Genomic DNA, 11976 nt, shown 5'->3' on the forward strand with positions numbered 1-11976 from the left:
TGATACTCTCAGACACATGCTGAGATTTACATATGGTGCCGTCAGTGAGACTCGAACTCACACAGCCGAAGGCCACTACCCCCTCAAGATAGCGTGTCTACCAATTTCACCATGACGGCGGCATCCAGTTACTTGGCTGTGCCAAGCAGAGAGGCCGCGACTATAACGGTTTGTTATTTTCCTGTCCAGCCCTTGCGTGCAAATTTATGCGTTTTCCTGCCATTTTTTGCCCTGCCAGCTATCACGCTTCACCAGTGTCTCGGTCAAGAGTGGCGCCAGCTGGGACAGGCGCACCGACCAGTCGGGCGCCAGGCGCAAGGCTGGCGGCACTTCACTGCCGACACGCTGGATGGCGATATCGGGACGCAGGAGCTCAAGAAAGTCGGCCAGCAACTCCAGATATTCGTGCCCACCCAGCAGCGGAATGCTGCCGGGCGCCTTGCGCCACTCATTGGCCAGCTGGGTGCCCTTCACGATCTGCAACTGGTGCAGCTTGAGGGAATTCAGTGGCAGTGCGGAGAGCCTGGCGGCGCCGGCCAGCATCTCGTCGCGGCTTTCGCCGGGCAGGCCGAAAATGAGATGGCCGCTCACCGTCAGGCCGCGCGCGGCCGCTCGCCGGATGGCATCCGTGGTACAGGCAAAGTCATGGCCGCGATTCACGCGCGCCAGTGCAGCATCCGTGGTGGATTCGATGCCGAACTCGAGTTCGATGATGTATTCCTGCGCGAGTTCGGCCAGATAATCGAGCAGCTCGTCCGGCACGCAGTCAGGCCGGGTGCCGATGACCAGTCCACTGATGTCGGGATGCACCAGCGCCTGCCGGTAGGCGGCCTTCAATTGCTCGATTTCACCGTAGGTATTGCTGTAGGCCTGGAAATACGCCAGCCAGCGCTGCGTTTCCGGATAACGGCGCTTGAGAAAACCCATACCTGTATTGATCTGCAGCTCAATATCATTGCCGGTCTCACGCAGATACCCAGGAATGAAGCCCTGGTTATTGCAGAAGCTGCAACCGCCACGCCCCTTGCTGCCATCCCGATTCGGGCAGGTGAAGCCGGCGGCGACCGAAATTTTCTGCACGCGACCACCATGACGGGCACGGATCAGATCATGCCAGGACAGATAACGGCGGGCGGCAAGGGCTTCGGGCAGGGAAGTGCTGGACATGATGATTGGCAGGCTGAATGGAATCGCCTCATGCTAAGCGGAACATGCATGCAACACTCTGCGCCACATCAGACAACCCGGAGACTTGACCGGGATTAACATGTCCGTCACGCCGTGCGCCTATGCTGCTGCACCGAATTGTGCCGCCGGGATGATCTGCAACTGAGTAATGGCTTCCCCGCGAATCCAGTGCCATGCTGTAAAGTAGCCCTGTACCGTATCCATTCAATACCGGAGAACACCGATGTCCCCCACTACCCTTTATCAGATTACCGCCCGCGCCAGCGCCCGCCTGCCCGAAAGCCTGCGCAACAGCGACAACATCCGCCAGGCACTCAGCCAGGTGAACGAGCGCTTCCCCAACGGCTTGCAACTCGATGCAGCCGATCTGGCTGTTCTGACCGAAGCATCGCGCTCGCTCTCGCGCCGCATCATGCCGGGCAGCACGGTCGATGTATCCCTGCAATTCCCGGTGCTGTGCGACATTTCCAGCGAATTGTTCCGCATGGTCCGCAGCATCCGTCAGGACATCAAGGACATCATCAGCGACCACGAAAGCGAACTGCGCGATGATTGCGTTGGCGCACTGGAATATGTCAGCGAATTCCGCACCGGCATGGCACCAGCACTGGCTCGCTCGATCATGCTGCGCAACTTTGCCAACCTCGTGGATTCGGTACTGCTGGCGCAGATCCGTTTCTCCACCGAAAACATGGAAATCGAGCTGCACATCAAGGAAATCTGATCATCACAGCGATGTGAAGACAGCAAAAAGGACGCCCACAGGCGTCCTTTTTGCTGTGCGGCACACGGAACTCAGATGTCCTGCCCCTCGACAATACCGTCGTGATGGCGGTCAGCCGGCAGCACCAGATTCAGGATGATGGCCAGCAGGCTGACGAGGCCGACTCCGGCAAGGTTGAAATTCTGGATCTGCAGCATCAATCCGCCGATCCCGCAGGTCAGCACCACCGACACGATCACCAGATTGCGCGGCGCCATCAGGTCCACCTTGGCATCGATCAGCGTTTTCAGGCCGATGGAGGCAATGGTGCCGAACAGCAGCACCATGATGCCGCCCATGACCGGCATCGGAATCGACGCCAGCACGGCGTTGAATTTGCCGAAGAAGGCCAGCACGATGGCGAGCCCGGCCGCCCAGGTCATGATCACCGGGTTGAAGTTGCGCGTAATCATCAGCGCACCGGTCACTTCCGCATAGGTCGTGATCGGAGGGCCGCCGATCAGGCCGGCAAAGCACACGCCCATGCCGTCACCGGTCAGGGTGCGGTGCAGGCCGGGGCTGGCGGTATAATCCTGGCCGGACACCTTGCCGACGGCCATCACGCCGCCGATATGCTCGATGCAAGGCGCAATCGCCACTGGCAGCATGAAGAGCGCGGCATACCAGTTGACTTCAGGACTGGTGAAATGCGGCAGTGCGAACCAAGGCGCATTGGCAATGCCGCTGAAATCGACCACGCCAAGGAAGATCGCTGCGATATAGCCGACCACGACCCCCGAAAGAATCGGCACCAGCCGCAGCATACCGCCGGCAAACACGGATACGATGATGGTTGTTGCCAGCGAAATCGCCGCCAGCGTCAGCGAGACACCGTAGGGAACCAGCTGCTTGCCGCCCCCCTGCCCCATGGCCATGCCCGATGCGGCAACGGCAACCGAAAGACCGATCACCATGATCACCGGGCCGATCACCACCGGCGGCAGCAGCCGGTTGATCAGCGCCATGCCACGCCAGCGCACAATGGCAGCGATCACGAAGTAGGTAAAACCGGCCGCAAACAGGCCGAATTGCGTAGCCGCCAGGCCCCAGGTCTGCACCGAAAAGATGATCGGCCCGATAAAGGCAAACGACGAGCCGAGGAAAATCGGCACCTTGCGCCCGGTCACCAGCTGGAACATCAGGGTGCCGACGCCGGCCCCCAGCAAAGCCATGGCCGGGTTCAGCCCGGTCAAGAGCGGCACCAGCACCAGCGCCCCGAAAGCCACAAACAGGATTTGCGCGCCGGAGATGGACTGCCTCAGAAAATGGAACATCTGCACTCCCCCTTCATACCACGAACATTGATCAATACATAACCATGTATGTCGCCATAATTATTGATTTTGAATGGCTACATACACATACCCATCCACATCACAAGATACTGCGTGACATGCACACCAAAAAACGGGGAGCCTGCAGCTCCCCGTCCGGTTTACTTGGTACCGAAAATCTTGTCACCCGCGTCGCCAAGACCCGGAATGATGTAACCGTGCTCGTTCAGGTGCGAATCCAGCGAGGCCGCGACAATTTCCACGTCCGGGTGTTTTTCGTTCACCAGCTTCACGCCTTCGGGCGCAGCTACCATCACGATGGCCTTGATCTGCGTGCAACCCTTGCGCTTGAGCATGTCAATCGTGGCGACGAGCGAGCCACCGGTTGCCAGCATCGGGTCAATGATCAGCGCAAGGCGGTCATCGAGCGAGCCGACCAGCTTTTCAAAATAGGGCTCGGGCTGCAGCGTTTCTTCATTGCGCGCGAGGCCAACCACGCTGATTTTCGCGGACGGCACCAGATCCAGTACACCATTGAGCATGCCGATGCCGGCGCGCAGAATAGGTACCACGGTCAGTTTCTTGCCCTTTACTTTCTGCACGTCCACCGGGCCGCACCAGCCGTCAATCGTCACCGGTGCCAGCGGCAGGTCACGGGTTGCCTCATAGGCCAGAAGACGGGCCAGCTCTTCGGTAAGCAGGCGGAACTTGTTGGTGCTGACATCGGCTTCGCGCAGCAGCGCCAGTTTGTGCTGCACCAGCGGGTGGTTCACGACGGTGATTTTCATGGCAGACCTCGATAGATAAACCCCTCTATTGTAGGCCGACCAGCCAAGTTCGCCATTGGCGAAACCGCTACAGGAACATCTGCCATGACAGGCTGCGTCATTTCCGGCGAGGCGGACCAGCCCCACTCCGCAAGGCGGCGGCATGGAAATGGCCGGCCCAACACGGCCGGCCATTATTTGCAGCACTGGCACCGGAGTACGGTGGCACCTCCGTGCGCTCACGCCCGATTTATTGCACCTGCTGCCACATGCTCCAGGTCTTGTAGCCGCCATTGAGGCTGCGTACCTGATAGCCCTGCTGCGCAAGGAAGCGCTGCGCAATGTAGCCGCGCAGACCAACCTGGCAATACACCAGCAGTGGCCGGTCTTTCGACAGTTGCGGCAAAAGGCCGCGCAGCCCGGACAGCGGCAGATTGCGCGCACCGGGCAGCGTGCCGGCAGCGATTTCCTCCGGCTCGCGTACGTCGATGATTTGCGTGCCATCCGCGATGGCCTGTGCAACGTCTTCGGCCTGGAGCACGGCCAGCAGGCCGTCCTGCAGGTTCTGTGCTGCCATGCCGGCGAGATTGACCACATCTTTCGCCGAACCATAGGGTGGCGCATAGGACAACTCCATCTCCGCCAGGTCATCCACCGTCATCCCGGCCTGAAGTGCCACCGCCAGCACATCGATGCGCTTGTCGATCCCCTTTTCACCCACGGCCTGCGCGCCAAGCAGCTTGCCGGTGTCGGGCGCAAACAGAATCTTCAGGCTGATCGGCGTGGCACCGGGGTAGTAACCGGCATGGTCACCGGCATGCAGGTAGAGTTTGCGATACGCGATACCCGCCGCGCGCAGGGCGCGCTCGTTCAGGCCGGTACTGGCCGCAGTCAGCTCGAACACCTTGCAGATGGCGGTGCCCTGGCTGCCACGGTAACGGCTCTCGCGCCCAAAAATCACGTCAGCGGCAATGCGCCCCTGCCGGTTGGCCGGGCCGGCCAGTGGCAGCAACACCGGCTTGCCAGCGATCACATGCTGCACCTCAACAGCATCCCCAACTGCGTATATGTCTGCAGCCGATGTGCGCTGCTGGCTGTCAACCAATATCCCGCCAGTCACCCCCAGCTCAAGGCCGGCATCGGCAGCCAGCGCCGTTTCCGGGCGCACACCGATGGCGAGCACAACCAGATCGGCGGCAATCGCTTTGCCCGAGGCCAGCTGCAAGTGCAACTGCTCGCCAGCGTCGATGCGGGTCAGCGCTTCGTCCAGATGCAGCTGCACGCCATGGGCGCGCAGCGTGGCGGCAAGCGGCGCGGTCATCTCAATGTCCAGTGGCGACAGCACCTGCGGTGCCCGCTCGATCAGGTGAACAGCGACGCCGCGATGGCGCAGCGCCTCGACCGTTTCCAACCCGATGAAGCCGCCACCGATCACGCTGACGGTTTTGATTTCCGGCGTCATCGCCGCCATCAGGCGGTCGAGGTCAGGCACATTCCGCAAGGTAAACACGCGGGGATCATCCAGCCCGGGCAAGGGCGGGCGGATCGGCGCCGCGCCGGGAGCGAGAATCAGCGCATCGTAGCTTTCCTCATAGGTCTCACCGGTCACACGGTTCAGCACGCTCACGGTCTTGCGCTCGCGATGGATGGCCAGCACCTCGCTGCTGACACGCACATCCAGACCGAAACGCGCGCTCAGGCTTTCCGGCGTATGCAGCAGCAGCGATTCGCGCTCGGCAATTTCGCCACCAAGATGGTAAGGCAGGCCACAGTTGGCAAACGATACATACGGGCCGCGCTCGAAGACGATAATCTCAGTCGCCTCATTCAGCCGGCGCGCCCGCGCGGCTGCCGAAGCACCACCAGCGACACCACCAACAATAAGCAGCTTTCTGATTGTTGCCATGGCCCAACCCCTCTCTTCCGATAGTTTATTAAACAAATAATATTATATATTTTTGTATTTTGTAAAGCGTGAAGAATTGACAAGGCGCACTCGAGAGCGCAGATTGCGCAAAAAAGGTAGCCAACGATGAACAAACGAGAACTGATTGAAGCCGTACGCCTGCTGGCCGCTCTGGATCAGCCCGACCTTGACCGCAAGACGGTCGCACTCGTGCTCGACGCCTTTTCCGCCGTCGGTGTCGCCACCCTCAAGGGCGGCGGCAGCCTGCCACTGCCGGGCCTTGGCAAACTGGCCATCCAGCATCGTGCCGCCCGCATGGGACGCAACCCGCGCACCGGCGAGCCGGTAGCCATTGCCGCCAAGCGCACGCTGAAATACACCCCACTGAAAACACTCAAGGACGAGCTGGCCAGCCAGCAAGGGTGACGACACGCAACAGCAGCAACAGCATTTCGTGATGTTGCTGCGCATGCCGGCCCGCCTTTTGCTAAAATCGCGCATCCCTGATTCCATCCGTACCGGAACTTGCCCATGCCGCGACTGCGTTCACTGTTCGTCTCTCTCGCCCTGCTAGCCTCAGCCCATGTACTGGCCGGTGACGCGGAGGACATACAGCAGCTGCTGAAAGCCAGGCAGTATCCGCAAGCGCTGGAGCGCGCCGACAAGGCGCTGGCTGGCTCGCCGAAAGATGTGCAGCTGCGCTTTCTGCGCGGCCTCGCGCTGACTGAAACCGGGCGCACCGACGAGGCCATCAAGGCATTCACCCAGATTGCCGAGGAAAACCCGGGCCTGCCCGAGCCGTACAACAATCTGGCCGTGCTCTACGCCCAGCAGAACCAGTACGACAAGGCCCGTGCCGCCCTGCAGATGGCCATACAGACCAACCCGAGCTATGCAATTGCCCATGAAAATCTGGGTGATCTTTATGCCCGTCTTGCCTCCCAGTCGTATGACAAGGCCCTGCAACTGGAATCCGGCAACGCCAAAATCCAGACCAAACTGACGCTGGTTCACGAACTCTTCAGCCGCAATCCGCAAATGGCGCCGCGTGGCGGCAGCCCGACCCGGATCGCTGCAGCTGCCATTACGCCGAGACCGACACTGCCTGCCACGCCCGTTCCGACCAGGGCCGCCACACCGCTGCCTACGCCCACCAAGGCACCGTCGGCCACACCGGCACCGACCGCAACGCCGACAGCCAAGCCGACCGAAGCCCCCAAGCAGGCCGACACAGGCAAGCCAGCGGATCGCCAGCGCGTACTCAACAGCATCGACCGCTGGGCTGCAGCGTGGTCGAAGCAGAATGCCGATGCGTATCTGGCCAGCTACAGCAAGAATTTCCGCACACCCAAAGGCCAGAAATATGCGGAATGGGCCAGCGAACGCCGTGACCGCGTCACCGCACCGAAACGCATCGAAGTCGGGATCAGCAATCCGGAAGTCGAATTCATCGATGGCAATACCGTGAAGGTCAAGCTGCGCCAGAGCTACAAATCGGACCGTCTGAGCTCCACCACCGGCAAGGTGCTGATCATGGAACGCAGCGGCGATGGCTGGCTGATTGTTGAAGAACGCGCCGGCTAAGGATATTCACGTTGCACTACATCCGATGGTTCAAGCGCCTCGTGATCATCACGCTGCTGCTGGTCATTGCACCGGCAGCACGTCCGATCTTCAGCGACCCAGCCCCCGTTTCCCTGCTAATTGAAAAGCAGGGCAAGGCGGCAAATGGTACGCCGGAGCAGCGCATCATGGCGGCCATCGACGCGATTCGTGGCGGCCAGATCGCTGACGCCACGGCAACCGTCGAAGCCCTGCTCGCCGAACACCCGAATTACCGCCTCGCCCACCTGCTACGCGGCGATCTGTATGCCATGCGCGCACAGCCGCTTGACCGCATTGGTGGTGGCGTGGAGGGCAACAACCTCGCCAGCCAGCTGGAAGACCTGCGCCTGGAAGCCTACCAGCGCAACCAGTACCGCCTGAATCCGCCCCATGTCAACAAACTTCCCGGCAACCTGCTGGTGTTTGCCGACGAGATGAAACACGCCATTCTGGTCGATACCCGCGCCTCGCGGATTTACGTGTACGCCAACGACAACGGCACCCCGCGCTATGTGACCGATTTCTACGTCACCATCGGCAAACTGGGCTTCGACAAATACAAGGAAGGCGATCAGCGCACACCACTGGGCGTTTACTTTGTCACTGGCCACCTGCCACGCGAACAGCTCGACAAGAGCTACGGGGCGCAGGCCGATCTGTACGGCGTCGGCGCATGGCCGATTTCCTACCCCAACGAGCTGGATCGCACACAGGGTCGCACCGGTCACGGGATCTGGCTGCACGGTGTTCCGGCCGCGACGTATGCCCGCGCACCGCTGGCATCGAATGGTTGCGTCGCACTCACCAATCCGGAAATGCAGAAGCTGGCCGAATACCTGCAGCTCGGCAAAACCGCAGTCGTCATCGTTCCGGGCATTCAATGGCTGGATCAGGCCGCCTGGGACAAACAGCACGAGGCGGCCAAAGCCACACTGGAAAACTGGCGCACCGCGTGGGCCGAACGCCAGACCAGCCGCTATCTGAACTTCTACTCGGACAGCTTCCGCAGCGATGACGGCCTCAACATCCGCAGCTGGAGCGAACAGAAAGCGGCGGTCAACAACAGCAAGGAATGGGTGAAGATTGATCTCAATGATGTCAGCATCTTTGCGGCAGGCGAAAACGCCAGCCAGCTGGTGACCAGCTTCGAGCAGGATTACCGCAGCAACAACCTCGATAACCGCATGAAAAAGCGCCTCTACTGGCAGCGCGAAGGCGAAGGCTGGCGCATCGTCTGGGAAGGCAGCAGCAACGCTGGCTGATTGCGCATACCCATGAGTGCATGAAAGCACAACCCTTATCCGGAAAAGGCTCCAGTCACATACCCAACAAAAAACCGCAGCACGCTGCGGTTTTTTGTTGGCAGTACCGGCACAGATCAGAGTGCCAGGCCGCCCGTAACCTCGATGGCGGCGCCATTGATGTAGCTGGCTTCGTCGCTGGCAAGGAAGGCATACACATTGGCAATTTCTTCCGGCCGTGCCACGCGCTGCATCGGAATGCGCGACTCCATCTTCTTCAGCACGTCTTCCGGCATTGCCATCACCATCGGCGTACCGACAAAGCCCGGACACACGGCATTGGCACGAATGCCTTTCTTGCCAAGTTCCTTGGCCCAGGTTTTCACGAAACCGATAACACCGAACTTGGTCGCGGCGTAGTTGGTCTGGCCGAAATTGCCATACACGCCCACGACAGACGAGGCATTCAGGATCACGCCAGCCCCCTGCGCCACCATGGTATCGACCACGGCGCGGGTACAGTTGTAAACGCCCTTCAGATTGATGTCGATCACGCGGTCGAACTGCTCGTCGGTCATCTTGACCAGCTGAGCATCGGCGGTGATGCCGGCATTGTTCACCAGTACGTCAATGCGGCCATACTTGGATTTCACGCCATCAACCATGGCGGCGATCTGCGCCTTGTCGGTGACGTTGACCAGATAACCGACAGCATCGGCGCCACCAGCCACCAGCTCGGCAACCAGCGTGTCGATGCCAGCCTGATTGACGTCACACACGACGACCTTGGCGCCTTCTGCGGCGAATTTGCGTGCGGTTGCCTCACCAATGCCACTGGCTGCACCGGTAATGATGGATACTTTATCTTTGAGTTTCATGCCCGACCCCTGGTTGCGATTGAAAAGTGCCGGCGCGCTAACGGCGCACCGCATCAGGAATCAGCATAGCCGCCATTGTGCGGCGCAGCAAGGAAGATCAGACAGGAATGTGCAAGGGACAGACAGCGCGGAATCAGTGCCCGGCCGGATCGCCGCCGGCCTCGTCGATCAGTGTGCGGCAATCGATGATGCGCAGGTCATTGTCACGCGCGAACGTCATGATGAACTCGTACACGCGCGGGTCGATTTTTTCCAGCTGCTTGTCGACCGCGACGCAGCGCACATTGTTGTGCACCATTGGCCGCACATACGGCGCGTAGGACAGTTTCTGATCATGCCCGAAGGTGGACAGGATGCCGGAGAGTCGCTCGGCCCAGTCGCTGGGACGGAATTCGCGGCCGGAGCTGGTTAGGCCCTGAATGATGATTTCGTAAGGATTACAGATCATGATGCATCTTGGCGGAAACGCCCTCTCAGGCTCATGGGCATTATAACACCGCCACAATCGCCCCGCCCCCTTCAGACGAGCAATATCGGCATTCCCCGGTCTGCATACGCATCGGGGCTTGCCAGTACAGCGCAAACGGCTGAATAATGTTAACTTTTTCCCGCGTTGCCGGCGCCAAGCGTGTACGGCGAGACAGGACCCTGACAACCATGCGTCACTACCTTCAGTTCTCCGATTTCAGCCGCGAAGAGTACGATTACCTTTTCGAGCGCACCGCCAAGATCAAGGCTCGCCTCAAGGCGGGCGAACTCTACCAGCCGCTGCCCGGCAAGGTGCTCGGCATGATCTTCGAAAAAAGCTCGACCCGCACTCGCGTATCGTTTGAAGCCGGCATGTTCCAGCTCGGCGGCCACGCCATGTTCATGCACTCGAAGGACACCCAGCTCGGCCGTGGTGAACCGATCGAAGATGTCGCCCAGGTCATCAGTCGCATGGTCGATATCGTGATGATCCGCACCTTCGAACAGAGCATCATCGAGCGCTTCGCCGAAAACTCCAAGGTTCCGGTCATCAACGGCCTGACCAATGAATACCATCCCTGCCAGATCATGGCCGACATCTTTACCTACATCGAGAAATCCGGCTCGATCGAAGGCAAGACCGTCGCTTGGATCGGCGACTCGAACAATGTGTCGCGCACCTGGCTGCAGGCGGCCAAGATATTCAACTTCAAGCTGAACATTGCCTGCCCGCCCGGCTACGACATGACCGTACTGGACGGCCAGACCTACGGCAGCGATATCTTCGAAATCTTCCGTGATCCGTACCAGGCGGCACGCGATGCCGACATCGTCACCACCGACGTCAGCGTATCCATGGGCTTCGAGCGCGAAACCCTGCAGCGCAAGAAGGACTTCCTCAGCTACAAGGTCAGCGAAAAACTGATGCTGCAGGCCAAGGCCAATGCCGTATTCATGCACTGCCTGCCGGCACACCGCGGTGAAGAAGTCGACCCGGAAGTGATCGACGGCCCGCAATCCATTGTCTGGGACGAAGCGGAAAACCGCATGCACACCCAGAAGGCCGTAATCGAATATCTGCTGCTGGGCCGCATCGAGGACTGATACGTGTCCATGCTAGGCATCACCGACCTTGCCACTTACGTGATCGGAACGGTCGCCATCATTCTGGCGCCCGGACCGAATTCGCTGTTCACGCTGGGCGTAGCCGCGCAGCGTGGCGTGCGCGCGGGTTACGCTGCGGCGGCCGGCATCGTGGTCGGTGATCTCTGCCTGATGCTGGCGGCTGTGCTCGGGGTCGCCGCCCTGATGAAGGCCTTTCCGGCTGCGTATGACGTGGTGCGCTATCTGGGTGCCGCCTACCTCGCCTACCTGGGTATGCGCCTGTTACTCAACAAGCGAAAGGGCTCCGACGATAAACCCGTCGATGTACCAGCCAGCCATATTTTCCGCAAGGCGCTCGGCATCTCGTTGGTCAATGTAAAGGCCATCCTGTTTTTCATGGCCTTCTTCCCGCAATTTGTCGACCCGTCCTACGGCAATGTGCCGCTGACCTTTACCGCGCTCGGACTGATCCTGCAGGCGATCAGCCTGAGCTATCTGAGCGTATTGATTCTTGCCGGTGCCGGTCTTGCCAGACGACTGCGCCACACCCCCTGGGTGGGCGCGCTGCTGCAGCGCCTGACCGGCATTCTGTTCATCAGTTTCGGAGCCCGGCTGGCGCTGAGTCGCTAGCAGGGTGCTGAAACAGTCGCGTTCTTCACCGGCATCAAGCACCGGGCAAAGCCCGGCGCAAACATGCCGTTGAATGATCAGCGGCGAATTTTATTTTCAATACATTTTCATCGGCTTTGCCGCTGAAAATGCAGCGCAGGCTGTTTTCAACA

Annotated in this window: 11 protein-coding genes, 1 tRNA gene and 1 pseudogene; 6 read left to right on the forward strand and 7 right to left on the reverse strand. The window is 60.1% G+C overall.

Features of this window, described 5'->3' with window-relative positions:
- Nucleotides 1-33: 33 nt before the first annotated feature.
- Both H559_RS0113420 and mnmL read right to left on the reverse strand, forming a co-directional pair.
- Nucleotides 34-119: transfer RNA gene (locus H559_RS0113420), tRNA-Leu, on the reverse strand.
- 85 nt (nt 120-204) lie between these two features.
- A complete protein-coding gene (gene mnmL / locus H559_RS0113425; protein ID WP_051279478.1) occupies nt 205-1167 on the reverse strand; it encodes a tRNA modification radical SAM protein MnmL/YtqA in 963 nt (320 codons plus the stop codon).
- A gap of 244 nt (nt 1168-1411) precedes the next feature.
- Between mnmL and H559_RS0113430 the strand changes: the two genes are divergently transcribed.
- Nucleotides 1412-1912: a hypothetical protein gene (locus tag H559_RS0113430; RefSeq protein WP_028453085.1), complete on the forward strand. Its 501-nt coding sequence runs from the start codon at nt 1412-1414 to the stop codon at nt 1910-1912.
- Nucleotides 1913-1983: 71 nt separating this feature from the next.
- On the opposite strand, the gene H559_RS0113435 is transcribed toward H559_RS0113430, so the two are convergent.
- From H559_RS0113435 to H559_RS0113445, 3 genes are all read right to left on the reverse strand, one after another.
- Nucleotides 1984-3225, reverse strand: a complete 1242-nt coding sequence (locus H559_RS0113435) for a uracil-xanthine permease family protein (protein ID WP_028453086.1) — start codon at nt 3223-3225, stop codon at nt 1984-1986.
- 161 nt (nt 3226-3386) lie between these two features.
- Nucleotides 3387-4013, reverse strand: a complete 627-nt coding sequence (gene upp / locus H559_RS0113440) for a uracil phosphoribosyltransferase (RefSeq protein WP_028453087.1) — start codon at nt 4011-4013, stop codon at nt 3387-3389.
- A 229-nt stretch (nt 4014-4242) separates the two neighbouring features.
- The gene (locus tag H559_RS0113445) at nt 4243-5898 is read right to left on the reverse strand and encodes an FAD-dependent oxidoreductase (RefSeq protein WP_211230946.1); all 1656 of its coding nucleotides are present in this window, start codon (nt 5896-5898) and stop codon (nt 4243-4245) included.
- Nucleotides 5899-6024: 126 nt separating this feature from the next.
- Between H559_RS0113445 and H559_RS0113450 the strand changes: the two genes are divergently transcribed.
- From H559_RS0113450 to H559_RS20480, 3 genes are all read left to right on the forward strand, one after another.
- Nucleotides 6025-6324 (forward strand): HU family DNA-binding protein, encoded by a 300-nt coding sequence (locus H559_RS0113450; protein WP_028453089.1) that lies wholly within the window; start codon nt 6025-6027, stop codon nt 6322-6324.
- 105 nt (nt 6325-6429) lie between these two features.
- Nucleotides 6430-7482, forward strand: a complete 1053-nt coding sequence (locus H559_RS0113455) for a tetratricopeptide repeat protein (RefSeq protein ID WP_028453090.1) — start codon at nt 6430-6432, stop codon at nt 7480-7482.
- Nucleotides 7483-7493: 11 nt separating this feature from the next.
- Nucleotides 7494-8765, forward strand: coding sequence for a L,D-transpeptidase family protein (locus tag H559_RS20480; RefSeq protein WP_051279480.1), 1272 nt, complete (start codon nt 7494-7496; stop codon nt 8763-8765).
- 116 nt (nt 8766-8881) lie between these two features.
- On the opposite strand, the gene fabG is transcribed toward H559_RS20480, so the two are convergent.
- Nucleotides 8882-9622 carry a 3-oxoacyl-ACP reductase FabG gene (fabG, locus tag H559_RS0113465; RefSeq protein ID WP_028453091.1) on the reverse strand — a complete coding sequence of 247 codons (741 nt, stop codon included), beginning with the start codon at nt 9620-9622 and terminating at the stop codon, nt 8882-8884.
- A gap of 160 nt (nt 9623-9782) precedes the next feature.
- Nucleotides 9783-10073, reverse strand: a pseudogene (locus H559_RS0113470) (DUF3579 domain-containing protein); the annotation flags it as partial.
- A gap of 206 nt (nt 10074-10279) precedes the next feature.
- Between H559_RS0113470 and argF the strand changes: the two are divergent.
- Both argF and leuE read left to right on the forward strand, forming a co-directional pair.
- A complete protein-coding gene (gene argF / locus H559_RS0113475) occupies nt 10280-11194 on the forward strand; it encodes an ornithine carbamoyltransferase (protein ID WP_211230947.1) in 915 nt (304 codons plus the stop codon).
- Nucleotides 11195-11203: 9 nt separating this feature from the next.
- Nucleotides 11204-11824: a leucine efflux protein LeuE gene (gene leuE, locus H559_RS0113480; protein ID WP_028453094.1), complete on the forward strand. Its 621-nt coding sequence runs from the start codon at nt 11204-11206 to the stop codon at nt 11822-11824.
- Nucleotides 11825-11976: the final 152 nt, after the last annotated feature.

The sequence above is a fragment of the Chitinilyticum aquatile DSM 21506 genome (assembly GCF_000430805.1).
GTDB lineage: Bacteria > Pseudomonadota > Gammaproteobacteria > Burkholderiales > Chitinibacteraceae > Chitinilyticum > Chitinilyticum aquatile.